The organism is Nostoc sp. UHCC 0302 (assembly GCF_038096175.1).
GTDB lineage: Bacteria > Cyanobacteriota > Cyanobacteriia > Cyanobacteriales > Nostocaceae > UHCC-0302.
Map to the genome: position 1 here is coordinate 1,302,597 of NZ_CP151099.1, position 20,855 is coordinate 1,323,451.

14 protein-coding genes and 2 pseudogenes are annotated in these 20,855 nt (G+C 40.4%); 13 read left to right on the top strand and 3 right to left on the bottom strand.

Annotated elements, in window-relative coordinates:
* The first annotated feature begins 48 nt into the window (after window positions 1-48).
* The 3 genes from WKK05_RS05380 (at window position 49) to WKK05_RS05390 (ending at window position 7,286) form a co-directional block, all read left to right on the top strand.
* Window positions 49-642 carry a DUF1517 domain-containing protein gene (locus WKK05_RS05380; RefSeq protein WP_341528741.1) on the top strand — a complete coding sequence of 198 codons (594 nt, stop codon included), beginning with the start codon at window positions 49-51 and terminating at the stop codon, window positions 640-642.
* Window positions 643-711: 69 nt separating this feature from the next.
* Window positions 712-1,596 (top strand): hypothetical protein, encoded by an 885-nt coding sequence (locus WKK05_RS05385; RefSeq protein ID WP_341528742.1) that lies wholly within the window; start codon window positions 712-714, stop codon window positions 1,594-1,596.
* Between the two features lie 620 nt (window positions 1,597-2,216).
* Entirely contained in the window at window positions 2,217-7,286 is a 5,070-nt protein-coding gene (locus WKK05_RS05390; RefSeq protein ID WP_341528743.1) for a PAS domain S-box protein, read from the top strand.
* Between the two features lie 194 nt (window positions 7,287-7,480).
* On the opposite strand, the gene WKK05_RS05395 is transcribed toward WKK05_RS05390, so the two are convergent.
* Complete coding sequence (locus WKK05_RS05395) at window positions 7,481-7,627, bottom strand: hypothetical protein (protein WP_341528744.1); 147 nt, start codon at window positions 7,625-7,627, stop codon at window positions 7,481-7,483.
* A gap of 635 nt (window positions 7,628-8,262) precedes the next feature.
* Here WKK05_RS05395 and WKK05_RS05400 point away from each other — a divergent pair.
* From WKK05_RS05400 to WKK05_RS05430, 7 genes and pseudogenes are all read left to right on the top strand, one after another.
* Window positions 8,263-9,317, top strand: a protein-coding gene (locus WKK05_RS05400; RefSeq protein ID WP_341525019.1) for an IS630 family transposase whose coding sequence is annotated in 2 segments (ribosomal slippage) — window positions 8,263-8,655 and window positions 8,658-9,317 — 1,053 coding nt in all. Because the reading frame shifts where the segments join, the coding sequence is not laid out codon by codon here.
* 27 nt (window positions 9,318-9,344) lie between these two features.
* The gene (locus tag WKK05_RS05405) at window positions 9,345-11,006 is read left to right on the top strand and encodes an NAD-binding protein (RefSeq protein WP_341528745.1); all 1,662 of its coding nucleotides are present in this window, start codon (window positions 9,345-9,347) and stop codon (window positions 11,004-11,006) included.
* Between the two features lie 11 nt (window positions 11,007-11,017).
* Complete coding sequence (locus WKK05_RS05410) at window positions 11,018-11,251, top strand: hypothetical protein (RefSeq protein WP_341528746.1); 234 nt, start codon at window positions 11,018-11,020, stop codon at window positions 11,249-11,251.
* Between the two features lie 423 nt (window positions 11,252-11,674).
* Window positions 11,675-13,162: an FAD-binding protein gene (locus WKK05_RS05415; RefSeq protein ID WP_341528747.1), complete on the top strand. Its 1,488-nt coding sequence runs from the start codon at window positions 11,675-11,677 to the stop codon at window positions 13,160-13,162.
* 172 nt (window positions 13,163-13,334) lie between these two features.
* Window positions 13,335-13,594, top strand: a pseudogene (locus WKK05_RS05420) (IS1 family transposase); the annotation flags it as partial.
* 216 nt (window positions 13,595-13,810) lie between these two features.
* The gene (locus WKK05_RS05425; protein ID WP_341528748.1) at window positions 13,811-14,071 is read left to right on the top strand and encodes a hypothetical protein; all 261 of its coding nucleotides are present in this window, start codon (window positions 13,811-13,813) and stop codon (window positions 14,069-14,071) included.
* Between the two features lie 21 nt (window positions 14,072-14,092).
* A complete protein-coding gene (locus tag WKK05_RS05430) occupies window positions 14,093-14,374 on the top strand; it encodes a hypothetical protein (protein ID WP_341528749.1) in 282 nt (93 codons plus the stop codon).
* 119 nt (window positions 14,375-14,493) lie between these two features.
* Here WKK05_RS05430 and WKK05_RS05435 read toward each other — a convergent pair whose 3' ends face one another.
* Window positions 14,494-15,378 (bottom strand): hypothetical protein, encoded by an 885-nt coding sequence (locus tag WKK05_RS05435; RefSeq protein WP_341528750.1) that lies wholly within the window; start codon window positions 15,376-15,378, stop codon window positions 14,494-14,496.
* A gap of 794 nt (window positions 15,379-16,172) precedes the next feature.
* On the opposite strand from WKK05_RS05435, the gene WKK05_RS05440 reads away from it, so the two are divergent.
* Complete coding sequence (locus tag WKK05_RS05440; RefSeq protein ID WP_341528751.1) at window positions 16,173-16,325, top strand: CopG family transcriptional regulator; 153 nt, start codon at window positions 16,173-16,175, stop codon at window positions 16,323-16,325.
* 921 nt (window positions 16,326-17,246) lie between these two features.
* Window positions 17,247-17,567: a multidrug efflux SMR transporter gene (locus tag WKK05_RS05445; RefSeq protein WP_341528752.1), complete on the top strand. Its 321-nt coding sequence runs from the start codon at window positions 17,247-17,249 to the stop codon at window positions 17,565-17,567.
* Between the two features lie 387 nt (window positions 17,568-17,954).
* On the opposite strand, the pseudogene WKK05_RS05450 reads toward WKK05_RS05445, so the two are convergent.
* Window positions 17,955-19,898: pseudogene (locus WKK05_RS05450) on the bottom strand (FAD-dependent oxidoreductase).
* A 303-nt stretch (window positions 19,899-20,201) separates the two neighbouring features.
* Between WKK05_RS05450 and WKK05_RS05455 the strand changes: the two are divergent.
* Window positions 20,202-20,801, top strand: coding sequence for a TetR/AcrR family transcriptional regulator (locus tag WKK05_RS05455; protein ID WP_341528753.1), 600 nt, complete (start codon window positions 20,202-20,204; stop codon window positions 20,799-20,801).
* Window positions 20,802-20,855: the final 54 nt, after the last annotated feature.

Consider the following 20,855-nt stretch of genomic DNA (forward strand, 5'->3'; position numbering starts at 1 on the left):
CCAATGACAAATGCCAAATGACAAACAACAAGCTTTAGGAGGATAAAGATGCGCGATAGCTTTAATAGAATGATTGGCAAAACTCGCTACGTCGTTTTTCGCCTGTTTCTGCATTTAGGGGGAGGTGAAGTAGCACCAATTTTAGGAGTATTAAATAGTGCTGGACGGGATGCGATCGATTCTGATGGAGATTTGGAAGTTTTGGGAGAAGCATTAGTAGAAATTATCCAAACTCTCCTGCAATATGATGAATATTGGCTTTCTGCATCCAATGAAGGTGACGTCTTTTGGAACGAAGGCGAAGCCGGAGATTACGTAAATGAATTATTTACTGATTCTGCCCAAAGATATCTCAGTGAACCAGATTATATTTCTGACACTGGATTTGATGAACCTTTATCTATACCTGTGACACGCAACGTAGTTGTGATGATTACAGTAGCTTATGAAGGAGAAGTACCAGAGTTGGAAACTGACCTTTCTAACGTCCAAGCACTAAAAGAAGGTTTGAAAGCCTTAATTAATTTACACTACAAACATAACTTAAAAGCAATACAAGTACATTTCTCGCCAGCGCAGTTAGGCGATGAACTCACCAGTGATCAATTGTTACAACATTACCCAGAATTGATTCCTTTATAATTTGTTGGGTAGTCCGTACTACTGCTCACATTGAGAACTTGTTAAGCTCAGAGATAGGATAATAATGCAATGCTCATGACCATAGTTCGCAAATTTACAGCCGTTTTTTTAACCCTGAGTTTGTGCTTGACAACTGTCGCTTGTGGGGGAGGAAACCAAGCTACCACTAACCCTTCAGGTAGGAACGTTAGTCAAACCTCTGCTAGTACCAAACTAAGTGATGGTCAGTACCAAATACAACAAGCTGAATATGATGATGGAACTGGGGAATATACATTGTTTTTACTCAACAATACGCCCCCAAGGTTTTCAACTGAAAATTTACAAATGGCGCGCCTGACTGATGATGAAATCAAGCAGGGTAAGAAAACTTACTTAAAGGTAGAAAATGGACAGCCAATTCTATACCTAACAGAAGACTTTAAAATTGGGTACGTCCACAACGTTACCGAAAACAAAACTAATCCCCAAACAGGACAACAAGAAACAGTTGTAGTTCGCCAAGAAAATAGTTTTTGGTCGCCTTTTGCTGGGGCTGTAGCTGGTGGTATAGCGGGTCAGGCGATTGGTAGCCTATTGTTTAGGCCCCAGTACTACGTTCCCCCTGCTTATCAACCAGGAGGATTTTTGACAGGTTACGGTGGATATGGTAACAGCTACTCTCAAGCAGTCAGTAGCTACCAAAGTCGTTACAATGCGCCACCCGCGGCTGTGAGAAATCGCACTGCTTTCCGCAGTACAGGGAATATTAGAAGGTCATATCCTGGTAATTCAAATGTACGGACTTCACCCCCACGTACTACTACGGGTAACCGTCCCTCTGGTTCTGGTTTTGGTAGCAGTCAACTAAGACCCTCTGGCAGTTCAAGCTCAACCAGACGCAATTCTGGTAGTAGATTTGGTAGTGGGACAAGTCGGCGCTCACCTGCTGGTTTTGGCAGCAGACGCCGTTAATATTGCCAATTTGCGCTCGCAGATAGTAACTCAACTACGATAACGATAAGAGAGATGAGAAGGATGTTGCTTTCTCATCTCTTTTTTTGGAATTTTGTCACTTCGAGTTGTCAAAGAATAAGGATGTAGGGTAACCCCATAAATGAAGGCTCTCTGTTGTTGTGACTGACGTCGGCTGTGCTGATTTGTACTCCTCCGAGGAAGCAAGCTACGCCTTGGTCTCTGTAAGGAGAAGCTACTGCCGTGTCGCTGTCAACAATGATCTATAAATGATTTCTTTTGCATAAGCTATTAAAGCGTTGTTTGTTAATTCTCTATGTCTAAATTTTGTCAACACATATCTTAATTCATTTTTAACTTTTCTTAGATTCATTACTAGAAATTTTATAGTAAATATAAATTACGACCTTATTTTTAGCTAATTAGACTAGCATTATAAAAATTCAAATATAAAATTAAATTTTTGCTTTGCTTACCAGATTAATGAAGAATTAGCTTCTAGCAAAAGATGTTTTTTAAATAAATAAAAATCTATCTCCAGGTAACTTACTTAAATTTGCAAACTCGCTTAGGGTGTGTACAGCCTCTGCTAGAGGTATTGGTTGTCCCAGAGCATTTTCATGCCCCATATTCATCATTCTCAGTTACGGCGTTATGGCATTGCTGTATTAATGGTCGCACTTGCATTAGTGCTAATGTTGATACTAGATACCCAGTTAGGTATGAGCAAAACGCCGTTTCTGCTGTTTTTTAGTGCTGTAATGGTGAGTGCTTGGTATGGAGGTTTACAGTCTGGTCTATTAGCAACTTTGTTGTCGGCGCTACTGAGCAATTACTTTTTCCTGATTCCGACACATACATTAAGTTTTGACCTAGCTAATGTTGTACGCATAGGTTTGTTTGCAGTCCAAGGTTTGTTATTCAGTATCTTATGTGAGGCGTTAAAAACAGCTAAAGGTTGTACCGAAGCAAATCAACAGAAGCTGAAAGTGAGTGAAGAACGATTTCGATTAGCATTAAGCAGTTCAGAGATCACAGTTTTTCAGCAGGATCGAGATTTGCGGTATCAGTGGATTCATAATCTTCAAGGTGCAGAAACTGTTGAAGAAATACTTGGCAAATCAGACTATGAATTATTCCCAGAATCAGTAGCAGCCCAATTGATGGCAATTAAGCTGAGGGTTATAGAAACAGGAGTATCGAGCCGCGAAGAAGTTTGTGTAACCCTGGGTGGAGAAGTCCGTTACTATGATTTGCTGGTGGAACCGCTAAAAGCTACAGGCGATCGCCAGATTTATGGTATCACTAGCGTGGCAGTGAATATTACAAAACGCAAGCAAGCAGAATTAGAGAACGTCAGATTACATCAGGAACTTCAGCAAGCCACTCAGTACAAAGATGAATATTTGGCGTTGCTCAATGCTTGGCTGACTAGTTCACCAGTGGCCTTGGCTTTTCTCGATACTGAACTCCGTTACGTTTATGCTAATGAAGCCTTAGCAACCATCAATGGTGTACCACGAAATCAACATATTGGTCGCACCTTGCAAGAGGTATTACCAGAATGGACATCACAAGTCGAGCCTATTCTGCGTCAGGTAATGCAGACAAAAGAACCAATACTCAACCAGCAAGTGAGCGGTGAAACTTATCCGCCTGGGGTGTATCGTTATGGTCTTGTTAGTTATTATCCAGTATGTTTATCGGATGGAAAGTTGTTAGGAGTCGGCATCAGCTCCATTGACATTACGCAACTAAAGCAAACTCAACAAGCTTTGCAAGAAAGCGAAGCAAAGTTTCGTAGTGTAGTAGAGTCAAACATGATTGGTATTGGCTTTTGGGAAAAAGACGGCAAAATTACAGAAGCTAATGATGCCTTACTGAATATGGTTGGTTATAGCCGTGAAGAATTAGTTGCAGGAAAACTCAACTGGAAAGACCTAACGCCGTCAGAATACCAACCACTAGATGAGCAAGCATTAACTCAACTTCAAGACAGCTCCTTTTGCACTCCTTATGAAAAGGAATATATCCGTAAAGACGGTTCACGCTTCCCAATTATGGTAGGTGCTAGTCGCTTTGAAGAGACTTTAGAGGGAGGAGCTTTCTTTGTTCTAGATATTACAAAGCACAAGCAAGCTGAGGATGCGCTGCGCTATAGCGCCCAAACTAGTAGTACACTTTCAACTTCGCTCGATTACGAGGAAACCTTAAAACAGATTGCTCAAATCTCAGTTCCTCAATTAGCTGATTGGTGTTGTGTCGATATTTTAAATGAAGATGGTTCTATCCGGCGCTTACCTATCGCTCATGCAGATATCTCCAAAGCTGAGTTGGCGCATCAAATTGAGCAGTATGTACCAAATCTCCAGAGTGGGAGTGCGATCGCTAGAGTACTACAAACCAAGCAAGCAGAAATCATCCCTGAGTTACCTGACTCGTTACTGATGGCGACTACTCAAAGCCAAGAACACTTTCAAATTATCCGGCAGATCGGGATTAAGTCTGTGATGATTGTACCGTTGATAGCACAAGGGCGAGTACTCGGTTGCATTAGCTTTGTCGCCGCAGAATCAGGTCGTCACTACAATCAATCTGACCTAGCTTTAGCAAAGGATATTGCTGACCGCGCAGCATTAGCTGTGGAAAATGCCCGACTTTATCGAGATATCCACCAAGCTTTGGTACATTACTCCGAATCGCTGTCTCTTATAGATGCACTGCTAGCAGCAGCTCCTGTTGCTGTCTGCTTTTTGGATTGGGAACTGCGATATATCCGAATTAATCAGGTTTTAGCTGACATGAACGGTTTAAGCATAGAAGAGCATCTGGGACGCAAATTCGGGGAAGTACTACCAGATATCATGGCTCAGTTTGAGCCACAATTGCAGCGCGTGCTAGAGACAGGAGAACCTTTACTAAACGTAGAAATCAGCGGCAAGACCAGGGAAGAATCTCAACGCTTCGGCTATTGGTTGGGTAACTATTACCCAGTCTACAACGCAGTGGGCGAAACAATTGGAATTGGCATTATGATGGCAGACGTGACAGCGGCAAAGCAAACAGAAGTTGCCCTGCGCGAAAGCGAAGAAAGGTTCCGGGCGATGTTCAACCAAGCAGCTGTCGGCATTGCCCAGGTAGCGTTAGATGGGCGATTCATGCAAATTAATCCAGCGCTGTGCGAAATTACTGGTTACAGCTATGACGAGTTAATTCAGATGAATTTTGAGGAAATTACTCACCCTGATGACTTGGGAGCTGATTGGGATTATGCTCGGCGAGTATTGGCAAAGGAAATTAGTGGTTATTCTTTAGAGAAGCGCTACATCTGCAAAGATGGTTCAATCATTTGGATCAACCTGACTGCATCAGCCGTTTGGGATGCTAATGGAAAACCGAAGTATGCAGTGGGCATTATTGAGGATATCAGCAAACGCAAACGGGCTGAAGTAGCACAAAACTTTTTAGTTGAAACCAGCACCATACTAGCTGCTTCATTGGATTATGAAATTACCCTGACTGAGGTGGCTAACTTGGTAGTTCCTACCTTAGCTGATTCTTGTATTGTTGATATTTTTCAGCAAGATTGGTCACTTCAACAGATTGAGATTGCAACTGTCGAACCTGCGAAACGAAGTATCTTAGAAGAATTACGACGGCGTTATCCACCCAAATGCGAAGCAGCAAATTCTCTGTTGCAGAAGGTGCGCCAGGGACAATCTGTTTTTTATCCCGAATTTTTAGACTCTACTCTGATAGAAATTGCTCAAGACGAAGAACATCAGCAATTGCTGCAAAGCTTGGGTATTCGTTCTTTAATGATCATTCCTCTGCATTCGCGTGGGCAAGTATTCGGAATGATTTCTTTTATCACAGCCGTCTCAGGCCGTCGCTATGAACAGGCAGACTTAGCTTTAGCAGAAGATGTTGCTCGCCGCGCTGCTACGGCAATTGACAACGCCAGGCTTTACCAAGAAACCCAGCAGGCAATACAAGCCGCTGAGCGAGCCGTCAATCGTACGGCCTTGTTACAAAGAATTACCGCAGCTCTTTCAGAAGCGATAACTCCGCAACAGGTAGCTGATGTTGTCGTGAACCAGGGAACCGCTGCTTTGCGAGCCACAGGTGGTTCAGTTGTTTTACTGGGTGAGCGAGGCACTTCCCTGAAAGTTATACAAGCAATTGGCTATCCGGAATTATTTATTGATGCTTGGACAAGTTACCCTCAGAATATTTCTGTGCCAACAACAGAAGCAATTAGAACTGGGCAGCCGATTTTTTTAGAAAATGCAGAAGCCTTGCTGAGCAAATTTCCCCATTTAGCAGATGCTTTAAGAATCATGGGACATTGTGCCTTTACTGCTATTCCATTAATGGTAAAGGGAAAAGTGATTGGAGCGATGGGATTAAGCTTTGCTACTGCACAAGTATTTAATGAAGAAGAACGGGGATTTATTTTGACTTTAGGGCAGCAGTGCGCCCAAGCGATCGCTCGCGCTCAACTTTACGAAGCCGAACAGACTGCACGGGAACAAGCTGAAACAACTAACCGTATTAAGGATGAATTCCTCGCTGTCCTTTCTCATGAACTCAGAACTCCCCTGAATCCTATCCTTGGTTGGGCAAAGTTACTCAGAACTCGTCAGTACGACCGACCTACTACAGTTAAAGCTCTGGAAACAATTGAGCGCAATGCCAAGTTACAAGCTCAACTCATTGAAGATTTGTTAGATGTTTCGCGGATTTTACGAGGTAAGCTCAGTCTTAATATCTATGCGGTAGATTTGAGTGCGACAATTGCCGCAGCATTAGAAACGGTGCGTTTAGCAGCAGAAGCCAAGTCAATTCAAATTCAAATGCTCCTGAGTGAAAATGTCGGTCAGGTGATGGGCGATAGCGATCGCTTACAACAGGTAATCTGGAATCTGGTCTCAAATGCTGTTAAATTTACACCTTCAGGAGGACGGGTAGAAGTACGTCTAGAACAAGTTGAGTTTGATGCCCAAATCCAGGTAATTGATACAGGTAAAGGCATCATCCCAGAATTTCTACCTTACGTCTTTGAATACTTCCGGCAAGCAGATTCTAAAACAACTAGGGCATATGGCGGACTGGGGCTAGGATTGGCTATTGTGCGCCATCTAGTTGAACTGCATGGTGGTACTGTTACCGCAGAGAGTGCCGGAGAAGGACAGGGAGCAACTTTTACAGTCAAGCTGCCTTTATTAAAAAATTCTGAGCTGCAACTAGTGAGTGCTGAGTCTTCCCCTCTAGAACGCAGTCAACAAGATTCCTTACTTGCTGGAGTGCAAATCTTGCACGTAGACGATCAAGCTGATGTCCGGGAGTTTTTTAGCTTTGCACTCGACCAGTATGGGGCGACTGTAACGACGGTTGCATCAGCAAGTGAAGCGCTAGAAGTTTTAGCCCAGTTTAAGCCAGATATATTATTGAGTGATATTGGTATGCCGATAATGGATGGCTATATGTTGCTGCGGGAAATTAGAACATGGTCACCAGAGCAAGGCGGACAAATTCCGGCGATCGCTTTGACTGCCTATGCTGGTGAAATTGACTACAACCAAGCATTAGCCGCAGGTTTTCAAAAGCACGTTCGTAAGCCAGTCGATCCGCTGGAGTTAGCTACAGCGATCGCTAATCTCATCGGACGCAATCAATCATCAACTTGATATTACAACCTCAATACAGTTCGGTTATTCAAAAATATCATTGAATTTTGATATATTCATAGGTCAACTTTTACACTCAATTATTAAGAGTAATTTTATTTGTCAACCTGAGCCGAACCGTATTAAGGTATTAGCGAGATTTAAGATTAGAAAACTAGAATTTCTAGTTTAATTGTTGCCCATCCTGTCTTCTACTAGGAGAAAGTCAGGCTACCTTTGGGAGTTTCGATTGGAAAATCTTTATCCAAAGAATTACCCTTACCGAAACCTTGGGTTAAGGTTTCGACTGCACCATAAGTAGCAAGTTTCGGCTGAGTGTAGGGTTTTTTGTTAGAAGTCATGGTTTTCTCTATTGCTGATTTTTGGTTTGTTTATTTTTAAGATTGGCTTAATCAATCCTGAGTGATTTTAACATTACACCTTCTCTGTGACAATTAAATTCACTATATTGATTTTCTAATTTTTATGATAAAAACAATTAATATTATTTAGTTTATTTATAATATCAAATAGCTGTATATTAGTTGCTTCGCTTCCTAAAATAAGTGAGAAATTCATATTCTTATATAGTTAAACACTGCTAAAGTTTCTGTTTAATATTCAGTAATATCATTTAGTTGGTAATTGATAAAATTGACTCTCTTTCCTGAAAAGCAACCTTGATTAGTGGTGAATTCCTATTTTCTCTTTACTGATACTGCTGAAACCACCACAAAATCCTACTTTTACAATCTGAGCGTCTTTTACCAATACATCTAAGCATTTGCGCTTACACAAAACTAGAAACTGCATATTATGGGACAAAATGCAACAATAAATGCAAATTCTTTCTTAGTTTGTGGATTAGGTAACCTGGGTCAGTATTGCGTATCCGTACTGAAAGAGTTTGGAGTGAAAGTAAGTAGGTAGGTGCCAAAAAAGTCAGCTATGTTAAGATATGTAAAGACTGATAATGCATCTACAAGGTAGTTGGTGTATGGGTGCGCGTTTAAGGGTATTTCTGACTCCTGAGCAAGACCAAACTTTACTAAATCTGAGAAAACAGGATGTACCACAGAAAGTCAAAGACAGGGCGGAAATAATCAGGCTAAATGCACATGGTTGGTATGTAGAGAAGATAGCAGATCACTTTGATTGTCACAAAAAAACAGTCACAAAAGTTTTGCATCAATGGCAAAAACTGGGCACAGAAGGGCTTTGGGAATCTCCTGGGCGAGGGGGGAAACCAAAGTGGCTTGAGGATGACATGATATTTTTAGAAGAATGCCTCAGAAACGAGCCACGCACATACAATAGTTCTCAGTTAGCTTTGAAGTTGAAAACAGAACGCAACGTTGAGATGAGTGCCGACAGATTAAGACGGGTACTCAAAAAAAGGGGGTCGATTGGAAACGGACAAGGAAAAGCCATAAAGGAAAACAAGACCCAGTAGCACGAGCAAACAAGCAAGCAGACCTAGACATGTTGGAATTAGCTGCTGCCACTGGTGAAATAGACCTGAAATACCTAGACGAGTCAGGGTTCTGTATGTGGAGCGAACCTAGTTATACATATTACTTTAGAGGTGAGCAAAAACGGTTAGAACAGACTAAACGCCGTGGTCGCAGATTAAGTATTATCGGGCTTCTCCAACCTTTAATCAGTTTTGTTTACGGTTTAGTTATCGGTGGTGTTGACCGTAAATCTTATATAGAAATGATGGAGAAAGAAGCCAAACAAGCCCAAGAAACTGGACGTATCAGCGTGATTGTGCAAGATAACGGGCCAATACATCGCTGCCAAGAAGTTCAACAATTGTGGAAAAAATGGGAAAGTCAGGGTTTGTACATCTTTTTTCTCCCGAAATATTGCTCAGAAATGAATCCAATTGAATTGGAATGGCAACATCTCAAGAAAGATGAGTTATCCGGGCAAGCATTTGATGATGAGCTAGATCTCGCTTACGCCGTCATCAATGGTGTTCAAGCTAGAGGAAAAAAAAACAATCACAACACACATCGTGTAAAATTTAGCTCTAGATTATCAACTTAAGATTTTGTTACATAGTAGAAAATTTCGGTGCCTACCTACTTAAATGCTATTGAAATTGCCAATATCCAAAAATGGGAGATTCCAGACTTACCTGATTTAGTAGACAAGCTGGTAATTGGTGACTGTCGTCAACTCAAGATATTAGAACAAGCAGGAATTCGGCAGTGTCGGGCAATTCTGATTGTAACCAGTGATGAGCGCGTGAATATTGCAGCGGCATTTGCGGCGCGATCGCTCAATCCCAACGTTCGTTTAGTCATCCGGTCAGCGCAAGAAAATCTCAATGAGTTACTACGTGAAAATCTCGGTAACTTTGTCGCCTTTGAAGCCACGCAGTTACCAGCCAAAAGCTTCGCCCTCGCAGCCTTCAGCAGTGAAACCAGAGGATTATTCACTTTAGAAAATCGGTTACTACGAGTCATCAGAGTGCCAATAGACGTTTCTCATCGTTGGTGCAAATGTCCGCAACTTTACGAAATTAATAATAATTCCCGCCGAATTATTACCCACAGCAGAGCCGGAAAACCTCTACCAAAAGGATTCTATCAATGGGAGCCAAATGCTCAAATCCTCCCAGGAGACACCATTGCCTATATTGAAGTCACAGAAAACCTAGTTGCTCGGCCAGCACGACCTGTTAATAGTATCAGGCAATTCTGGAGTGGAATCACCACTAACATAAAGTGGAAAAATCTCCGCAACAAGCTGACGCAATTTTGGGAGGAAGCTAGCCAAACTCGGCGTGTCGGTATAGTTAGCGGTATTTTGCTCATTAGTCTCTTTTTATCTGGGATGCTGTTGTACAAACTGCAATATCCTAAAATCAGCTGGCAAGATGCTCTGAATGTTTCGCTAGTTCTGAGTGTCGGCGGCTACGACAACCTATTTGGACAATTACAAATACCCTTCCCGATTCCTTGGTGGCTGCATCTATTTAGTATCAGCCTAACCGTAGCGGGTACAGTTTTTGTGGGAATTCTCTATGCAATCATGACTGAACGCATCTTAGCTGCGAGATTCCAGTTTTCTCGGCGTCGTCTCCCAGTTCCTAAAGCTGACCATGTGGTACTGATTGGTTTGGGAAGAGTAGGTCAACGAGTGGCAACTTTGCTACAAGAACTCAATCAAACATTAGTCGGTGTTCACCCTACCGACTTGGAACCAGGCGTATTATCCCAGATGCCGCTAATTCTGGGGAATATCAAAAATGCTCTGAGTAGAATTAATATTACTACTGCCAAAAGCGTGATTGTTGTCACCGATGACGAAGTTGCAAACTTGGAAATTGGCTTAAAAGCTTATGCTGTTAATCCTACAGCCAACCTAGTAATTCGTACCTTCGACCCGCGTTTTAGCGAGAATGTAGCACGACTGTTGCCCTATGCTAGAGTTTTAAACGTGTATGCATTGGCGGCTGAAGCTTTTGCTGCTGCTGCATTTGGTGAAAACATCCTGAATCTGTTTCGCTTAAACAGTCAAACCACACTTGTGACTGAATATCAGATAGAAGCAGATGATACCCTCAACGGTAAATTACTAGCGGAAATTGCTTATGGTTATGGGTTAGTACCAATTCTCTATACTATGACTGCATATCAAACTACTAAGTTTATGCCCTCTGATGATATTAAGCTGACAGTAGGCGATCGCTTAGTGGTTTTAGCCACAATTGAAGGACTGCACGAGTAGAACGGGGAATTTTGGCAACTCGTCAATGGTTGGTACGAGTCGAAAAAGCTTTTTCATCAGAAGCAGCCTTTGAAGGTGCAGCAGTCATCGCTCGTGTTTCTGGTTGTGATATGCACTTAGCCAGAACTTTAATGAACCAATTGCCAGGAACTCTCCAGTATCCACTTTATAAACATCAAGCACATCGTTTGGTGAGCGAATTGAGTAAAGTCCAAGTATCGGCTCAGATAATTCGGACTGTTTGACAATCTCCAATTACGATTGATTAGAAGTGAGAGTGGATTTCCACTGGGGTTAAGCACGGTAAAACTGTGGAGTCGAGCTATAAACTATGCAGATAAACATCAGCGAGAATATCAAAATTTACCAATTGAGGAGAAAGAATCTTATAAAAGGATGTAAATGACTAGGTAATGCTACACAATAGCTACTAGGATGAAATCAGCTATATTTATCTACCTTGCGATGATCCGGTTCGTCGTGAGGCGATTAGCATAAAATTTGACCCCTCAGAACTTGTCAAACACCCTCTTAAAGATGAATAACCATTACCAAAATTATCTATTTTTGATATAACTAGCTGCTAGCTAAAAACTTTAACAGTATTTAACCATACTAGTAACCTAATAATTGTATATTTTGAAAATTCATGGCTCAGATAGAAAATCATGAACCTAAATACTTCGCGCCGCTCTATTTTAGAGGGTTTGGTTGCCAGTGCTATGGTGATTGGATTTGATGTTGTCCAGCGTTGTTGGGTAACATCTGCCAATGCCGCATCCATCTTTGAAAGTATACCCCAATTGGATGGTACGCTTTATACGGATAGTGAAACTCTTGTTAGTGCCAGTGTAGACTTCGGTAACATAGTACATCGCCAGCCGATAGCAGTACTTCATCCAGGGTCAATTGAAGATATTGTTCAAATTATTCAATTTGCGCGTACTCATCAAATTAAAGTTGCAGCGCGGGGTCAGGGTCACTCTACTTATGGTCAGTCACAAGTAGAAGCTGGCATTGTTATTAACATGAGTACCCTCAACAAGATTCACTTTGTGGGAACAGACCGTGCCGTTGTGGATGCAGGAGTTTTGTGGAGTCAGTTGTTGCAACAGACACTCCAGCAGGGATTAACCCCACCTGTTCTCACAGATTACATAGAACTTACTGTTGGTGGAACTTTATCAGTTGGAGGTATTGGTGGTGCAACCCATCGTTATGGCGTACAAGTTGATAATGTTTTAGAACTCAAGGTAGTAACTGGTAGTGGGCAACTGGAAACTTGCTCCCCACTGCAAAACAGCCATTTATTTAAATCTATACTCGCGGGGTTGGGTCAATGTGGAATTATTGTTCAAGCAACTGTGAGGCTAATTGGAACTGCTATCAATGCACGTGTGTTTGAACTATACTACGACGATTTAGCCATATTTACGCGTGACCAACGCTTATTAATCAATGATGAGCGTTTTAACTATGTAGAAGGGCAATTGATTGCTAAAGATACTGGGGGATGGCGTTATCTATTAGAAGCAGCTACCTTTTATAGCCCGCCAAACATCCCGAATAATAACTTTTTACTTGCTGGCTTAAACTATACTCAAGGTACAGAGAAGATAGAAGATAAAACTTACTTTGAGTTTGTTAATCGTTTAGCATCTACAGTTGCTTTCCTCAAATCTATTGGGGTTTGGTCTTTTCCACATCCTTGGCTGGATTTATTTGTGCCTAACTCTGCTGTGGAATCTTTTGTTGGGAAAGTCGCTGCTAGCTTAACAGTAGCTGACACTGGTCAGGGGCCAATTTTGCTGTATCCAGTTAAGACTAAACGCTTTCAACTACCTTTATTCCGCGTCCCAAAGGAAAAAGTTATGTTTCTGTTTTCTATTTTGCGAACAGCAGTTCCACCAGATAGTTCTACAGTTACAAAAATGCTCAATGATAATCGTCGGCTGTTTGAGCAAAATCGTGATTTAGGTGGTTATCTATATCCAATTAGTTCTGTTCCTTTTTCTAGAAATGATTGGCAGCAGCACTTCGGTTGGTTTTGGCGAAAGTTAGTAAGTGCCAAGCGGCGCTATGATCCTGATAATTTGCTAACTCCAAGTCCAGGGATTATTGGAGCATCAGCACCCAACCAAGAACCGATTACTTGAGATAGCAGTTGGGCAAGTGGATACTTCTTGCTCTTGTGTTTGATGAGCCTAGACGTAAAATGGCTTGTCAACCAATGAAAATTTCGGCGTTGCAGAATATAAATATGAATTAGAGCAATAAGCGAAGCTTAAGCCTTCTCCTATGGAGACGCTAGCGCGAACGGCTATCGCCATGAAATGTCCAAGGTGTGCATCAACTCACATTCGTAAGAATGGTCAACAGCGAGGTAAACTCTCATTACATTTGTGTCAAATGCAAACGTCAGTTCATTGAGTTTTATGACCAGAAAGGATATACGGAGGATATCAAGCGCAAGTGCAAGCGATATGTACGTTAACGGTTCTGGTTTCCGTGCAATAGAAAGAGTCAAAAAAGTGCATCATACTACAGTCATCAATTGGGTTAAAGAAGTTGGTATTGCTTTACCAGATATGCCTGATAGAAGTGAAATACCAATTCGAGTGGGCTGGAGGAGTCGGTGCAGAGGTTTTTGGAATCGCTGAGGAAGCTGAAGCGGGCTTATTTTACTGCTATGGAAGAAAATTGTTAAGTGTTTTGGAGTCTCAATCATAGATAGTTTAAATCTTTTATTTCATCAAATTTATTCTCGATTACCAAATAGTAAGTAATTATTTTCAGAATGAGAATTGCTGTATAGTTTGGGTATTCCAGATCGTACTCTCAAGAATTGCTCTATAATTGCTCTACCTAGTATTGCTATCCAAAGCAAGATATACGAAAGTTCTAATTCTCTGGTATATCGAGGCATCAAAGATGATGGGGTAGCGATCATAGTAAAAATGCTCAAGCGAGATTATCCCTCACCTCAAGAACTAACTCGCTACAGACAGGAATATAAAATCATCCGCTTCCTCAGCTTGGAAGGGGTTGTCAAGGCATACAGCTAGCAAAACTATCAACGCACTCTGGTGATACTCTTAGAAGACTTTGGCGGAGAGTCTCTGGAGCAATGGATGCACAAGCACCCAGACTTCTGCCTGATGCCCTTATCTGGTTTTTTGCGTCTTGCTATCACCCTTAGCGATATTTTGGGTAAAATCCATGCAGCCAATCCGTATTATCGTGGTTTGCGATATGTTCGTGAAATATTAAAAATAATTCCAGAAATCCCTGAGCCTATTTTATTAGCCCAGATTTTTGCCAAGCTTACTTATGCAAGGACGTATTCATCCCGTTTCTACAGGTGTTGAACCCTCCTAAATTGGCTATGGTATTGCTATTTACAACAGAATTCCGGGGTCATCCGAAAGCCACAGAACCCCAGCTTCTTCAAGAAACCGGGGTTCTTCTTTCTCAAATACACTAAATTTCAAGCAATAACATTAGCAATCTTTTGGGCAACATTTTCATTAGTCCAATAACCAGTATGGGAATCCAAGATTAAAAAACCTGTTTCTACCGGGACATCAACTAATTTTTGGTTTTGATTTTCTGAATCTATTTTAAATAGTTCTGCTAGAGGATAGGCAATTGCATCTTCACTGTCCCAGAAGTTATGCCAAGACCGTTCTGTACCTTGTACTGGATTATAAAGTTTAGTGAATGGCTTTCCTGTCATCCATAACGAGCCTTTACGCATCATAAACAAGCCAATAGGAGATCCCATCGTAAAGAAGTGCCGGAATTGTTCCCTCAAACGCCTAAGTTCTTCTGGCGAGATTTTGATCTCCTCTAAGTTACTATCTTCTGGTCTAGCAGCGGGGTCAGACTCAGGAATAAACGAAAAATCATTTGGATGGTCGGGTTTAAACAAGTGAAATAGATAATCGAAAGCAATTATTGTGCCTAAAGAATGAGCGATGATGCTGTAGGTTGCGCCTTCCTTCAAGGGTTTTTCGAGGTCTTGCCAAATTTGTTTCCAAACGGTACGACGAATAAAATTGACATCCTCAGATACGTAAGCTACTACATCTCCAAGAAAAAAGGTGATGAAGCCACGGATGCCACGCATCGGGTTAATAGGTTGGTTCTGTAGGTTAGGAAATGCTGTATCAAAAATAGTATTGGCTGCCTTCTGAAGTGGATCGACGTGCCAGTTTGTATCAATTCGACCAAACTTACTTTCAAACGCCTCCTTACTAATTCCCGATTTTTTGATCAATCGCTCCCAAAGTTGATCGTAGCTTGAATTTGGCTTGTCACTAGGCTTACGTTCACCTATGCCATGAATGAAAATCAAATAGTGCTTTACCATAACAACCTTTTTTAAATGAGATTCAACTATTGTAGGGACTGTTACATAACAAGGTCTATAGTATTGAGTTTTTACTTACCGTTGATATTTAGCCTAGCTACTGATCAACAAATCGAAGCTGACAATAGCGATCGCATCAAAACCTAAAATTGCTTTAAGTAGTCATATCTGAATTGCACTAAGGTACTATTCTGTAAAGCATCGGGACTATTAAAGTTACCTAACACATTATGTACGAGCTAAGTATTAATTTGAACTATATTGAACTCTTATCTCTCAGCTATTATACGTAGAAAGGAATCAGATTCCAGTCTCAAATCCTGGCGTCAAGCCAGTTTTAGTTACCAATTCTGACTCACCTCGGCTACGCTCGGCGGCCACCTGAATTCTACTGTAATTGTTTACTTGTTAATTATTGCTGCTATAGCAATTGCCAGGCATATGAAATACACCCCACCCGCGCTGTCGCGCACCCTCCCCTTACCAAGGGGAAGGTTGGGGAGGGGTTATTTTGTACCTCACTGGAGTTGGAAACGCTATAACTATTCTGTGAGACTACTTATTTTATCTAGTTAGAGTTTAATGCCGCTCTTACATTATGTTTATAATTATTGTCCTAAAAATTTCTAAGCTTCATGTTTGAGAATATGCTTTACTTCTTTACTGTTACTAAGTCAAAGATAGCGTTATTCTTCATTGTCTCTTGAAATAAATGTCATTGATTATACCATTGTTTTAACAGCTTAAATGATTGATATTGGAAAAGTAGTTTACATATGTAGCTAGGCTAATATATGAATAAGAAATGGGCTGTTAAACGACTTACAATCAATTTGACATCAGGTGAAGCAGAGAAGCTTGAAAAATACTGTTCAGCAACGGGTAGACCAGCAACTGATGTCATTCGGGAGCTAATCCGCTCTCTTCAAGCTGAAGCTGAAGAATAAAGATCCAGAAACTTAGTAAATCATACTGGGCAAAAACATAAACAGGGTAAGTGCATCTATATTTAAGAGTAAAATATGTTATGCCATGTATGTCTTCTTTATAGTTTCGTCAGCATCAGGATTGAAGAATAACTCAGAAGTCAGAATAAATCCTTCATAACAAGAAAGTGAGGGATAAAGATCCATCACTAATTGTTTTGCACTCTTCTCTTGGATTGTATGCAGTATTTCACTCTTTCATAGCTTTATTTTGATGATTCAAACTTTTTTTTGATAAAAGAGGAATAGATGAGATACCTATTAATGATGTAAATATAACTCTATCCAGCTAATAAATAATCTTCCATATTTACTAATGATGTGCGATGGCAATTTCTACTCATTAAGAGAATGAAAGATTAGATAAAATCAAGATTATCGAAAACTCACCATTGGTCTAGTAATTTAGTGTTAAATTTAACTACGCCCCGCTATCCTTATGGCGCTGGCGTAATTTTTTTAGCAATAGACAAATAGCTAAAGTTTTTAACTTAGTTGATGATAGCTGAGATGCCTTTAAGTGCCAAAAAATGTGGCTTTTATGATTAAGCTCGAATCTAATAATTTGGAATTTTACATAGCATCGCTAGTGTTGCAATGCTGACACCCAAAGTATATTATATTAATTAATACAAGTGTTAAATGTTTTATTATTATATTTTTGATACTCAAAAAAAAGTAGGAAAAAACAAATGATTTAAAGTTTGTAGTTTGTGCGGTCTTTGCACTTAGTGTAAACTACGAATGACAAAGTATCTTGAGCTTAATTATATCTACTTACTTAAATTTAGGCATTAACATTTTTAATGATAATAATGCAACTTATTGCATTTTTTTAATTTGATAGAGATAATGAAAGACTCTTAACCTACCATAATAGATATGTTAGTAAGTTGGATTTACCTGCTCGCAGCAATTATATTTGAGGTTTCAGGCACAACTTGCATGAAATTATCGCAAGGATTCACCAAGTTAACTCCTTCGATATTGATATTTATATTTTATGGGCTTTGTTTCACTTTTTTTACACTTTGTCTAAAAAAGCTTGAAGTTAGTGTGGCTTATTCTGTCTGGGCTGGATTGGGTACTGTATTAGTTGCAATTATTGGTATTATTTGGTTTAGTGAATCTGCAACGCTAACAAAGCTCATGTCAATCGCTTTAATAATCACAGGGGTAATTGGTATAAATTCAGGGAAGTAAATGAAAGCATAGACAAGCAGGGCTTGTCGTTAGACATCGCCTAAAATAAAAAATACCTCGCCGATTTTGATGAAGGCGAGGTAAATAAACTAAAACTGCTAATTTTGCTTATTGCTGTTGCAGTGCATACATCAGCAATTTATGTTGTTCCGCTAGCTAGACAAAATAGCAGACCTTGCTAAATGCCTTTGAAAATATAGTAAACCTTGGTAAATAAGCCCACAAGTAATTGATCTCCAATACTTTAGCAAAGGTTACTTAACTTGAGTAGCCAATTTGGCTAGTTTTTTTATACACTGGCTGCTGGGAATTGGATATAGAAAATGTAAATTTGCTGGTATCTCTAAAGCATCAGCCCCAACTCCCTAATTTCAAATCGTCAAACTACTAAATTTGTAACAATCCCTCTGGATTCACCGATAAAAGCGATCGCCTCTGCAAACCCTCACGATATAAAATTTCATTGGCAGCTAATAAACCACTACTAACCGCCCGTTCCATCAACCCGCAAGGAAAGGGCATTTTTACCCAATCTCCAGCAAACAATAAGTTAGAAATACTGGTGCTAGTTTCTGGACGTTGTGCATAGCTATTCGGCGGATATCCCGAAAAGTTATGTTGATTCACCAATTCTCGATGTAACAGATTTGCTTGCTTTAACTCTGGGACAATTTCATAAAGTTCTTGCTCAAACTTCGTTAACAAAGCTTCCTGAGTCGGGAATTCTTTTTCTTTGTAACAGTAAGCGTGTAGTTCTACCACACTACCACCCGTGCGTTTAGCCCAGTCGATAAATTGTTCTTGAATGCGATGATAAAGAGTAATGCTGTCAGTAAGTTTATAGCCTGATAAAGAAGTAAAATTACTTTGTATTCATTCAAAATCGCGGTCAAACCAGAAACGACAAACAGCAAACGGATCAGCGATACTTAATTTTGCTACTTGCGATCGCACTTTTTGATCTACATCACCAGTAACTCGTTCAAATAGTCTTTGCACCCCTGGTACATCGGTGGCTAATACATAATAATCTGCTTCAATTATTTCTGGAGATGATGATTCTTGATTTGCTGCTACCAATTGCAACTTATCATCTTGCTTTTGTACAATTTGGTATTTAGGTAAATCTCGTTGAGCCGGCCCTTTCACCACTTTACCATCAGCATTAAACACTGCTCCATGACAAGGGCAATGAAACTTACCATCTGCCGCTATTTGCACAGTACAACCTTGATGCGTACAGGTGAGAGAAATTGCTTCTTTTTCTCCAGGTGACACGGCAAATACTTCATCAGCCGCACCGAAATGTTGTAGAGACGTTGGATGCAACGTCTCTACATTCCGATTGACCCAAAAAGGAACATTATTTTGATTGCCATTTATATAGTATTTGAGTGCATTAATCTTGCCTTTTTCGGCAGGAATTTCACTCACGGTTGCACCGATAATAATTTTACCACCATTGTTTTGAATTGCCTTAGCTATGGGTTCTACTAGGCTTGTTCCCATATCATCTTTCGTACCATTAAAAGCTAGTCCTTCAGGGTTACCAAAAAAATAAAAGTGAAAGAACTGCATCAGTTCTCCTACACTCATCGTGTCTGGTGCATTCAAGCTAGATTTAGCAAAAGGCAGAAAATACAAGTCATATAAACCTTGAGGAAATTCAGTTTTTACCCAATCAGCAACAGATATATTATCGAAACGCTGATAGTTCTTTTCTCTTTGAAAACCAGTAATCGCCTGAAAGACTTGTAAATGTTTCAACTTCGTCAGATTAATTCCCCACTGGAAGCGATTGGGAGAAGCGATCGCTAAATCTATAATATTCCAAGGGAAGGCGGAACGACTGGGGCGAAACACCTCTGGTTTATATTTTTGATTACGGTAGACAACAGAATAAAAATTTAACGATTTAAAATTATCAACAATCTCCAATTCTTTAACTAAACTGTTCAAGTTATAGTACTGCGGAAAAAAACCATGAAAGCCGTGTTCCATTTTGAAGGTTTCACCAGCGGCTTTTATTTGCCAGCTAGCAATTTTGCCACCGAGTTGTGGGGACTTTTCTAAAAGAGTAACTGCAAATCCCCGCTGACTCAATTCATAAGCACAAGCTAAACCTGCTAAACCACCCCCAATCACTGCAACACTTTTATTTTGATTTAATATTTTTGGCAAATTAAGGGTATCTTTTTGAAAAACTGTTGGCTTTGGCTTAATCAGCCGGGAGTAACCTGTTAATCCTGCGATCGCACCAATACCAAATAACTTAATCAAAGTTCTACGGGAGATTGTAGATGATTCTGATGAACTAAATAGTTGACTCATTGGTTACAAAATTAACTCTTCACAATGAAGTATTGCCTGAAATGATGGCTGTGAGTTAGCAGATTTTTTCGAGGATTTTTCCCATATCAGGTTAATCCTAAACAGAAATATTTTGGTAGTACGTGAGCTAGTGCCAAGACCTGACTGTAGCTTTTGAAAATACTACACTATCAACTTTCGTAGCCTACATTTTTATTCACTAAAACATCAAGCTGTAAAATTTGAGTTAACAAATTAGAAGATTATTTGACAGTGTAATATATTATTTAATAATTGACTACTAAACGTTAGGTAGGTTTGGAGATGCCAAGCGATCGCCTCTCTTCCAACGAAGAGTCCTTAAGTGGACGCAATCGCGTTCTCGATGAGGCTGAACGGTTATTTAGAGCGCGAGGCTACAATACAGTGACAATGAGGGATATTGCTTCTGAAGTGGGAATTCGTCAGGCATCGTTGTACTATCACTTTCCCAGTAAAGAGCAACTGTTTGTGGCAGTGACTGAACGCGTATTTGAACGTCATCGTATCGGGTTACAGCAGGCAATTCAAGAAAATGGTAGTGATTTGCGATCGCAAATGCACGTTGCAGCTGAGTGGTTTCTCTCTCAGCCTCCCATCCATTTTTTAAGCATGGTACATACAGATATGCCCTCCTTAGATCAAGAAAATATCAACAGACTGACTGCTAGCTTTTCTCAAGCTATCTTTGAGCCACTTCGACAGACATTTGTCCAAGCGCAAGAACGAGGCGAGATCCGCAATACTCGTGCAGAAATACTGGCTGGATTCTTTTTGTATGTGATGGAGAGTATACCCTACGTTGCCACTAGACCAGATACTGCACCCAAAGAAGTAATAGTGAATGAAATGATTTCTGTACTGTTTGATGGACTCAAGCCATAAAAGAAAATAAGCGGACATAATACAACTGAAGATACTTGACCTGTGACTCATAGT

What these genes read in the sequence shown, in the direction of transcription:
- WKK05_RS05415 (WP_341528747.1), top strand. Translation starts at nt 11,675, where the DNA reads ATGAACCTAAATACTTCGCGCCGCTCTATTTTAGAGGGTTTGGTTGCC.
- WKK05_RS05440 (WP_341528751.1), top strand. Translation starts at nt 16,173, where the DNA reads ATGAATAAGAAATGGGCTGTTAAACGACTTACAATCAATTTGACATCA.
- WKK05_RS05435 (WP_341528750.1), bottom strand. Translation starts at nt 15,378, where the DNA reads ATGGTAAAGCACTATTTGATTTTCATTCATGGCATAGGTGAACGTAAG.
- WKK05_RS05385 (WP_341528742.1), top strand. Translation starts at nt 712, where the DNA reads ATGCTCATGACCATAGTTCGCAAATTTACAGCCGTTTTTTTAACCCTG.
- WKK05_RS05395 (WP_341528744.1), bottom strand. Translation starts at nt 7,627, where the DNA reads ATGACTTCTAACAAAAAACCCTACACTCAGCCGAAACTTGCTACTTAT.
- WKK05_RS05390 (WP_341528743.1), top strand. Translation starts at nt 2,217, where the DNA reads ATGCCCCATATTCATCATTCTCAGTTACGGCGTTATGGCATTGCTGTA.
- WKK05_RS05380 (WP_341528741.1), top strand. Translation starts at nt 49, where the DNA reads ATGCGCGATAGCTTTAATAGAATGATTGGCAAAACTCGCTACGTCGTT.
- WKK05_RS05455 (WP_341528753.1), top strand. Translation starts at nt 20,202, where the DNA reads ATGCCAAGCGATCGCCTCTCTTCCAACGAAGAGTCCTTAAGTGGACGC.
- WKK05_RS05445 (WP_341528752.1), top strand. Translation starts at nt 17,247, where the DNA reads ATGTTAGTAAGTTGGATTTACCTGCTCGCAGCAATTATATTTGAGGTT.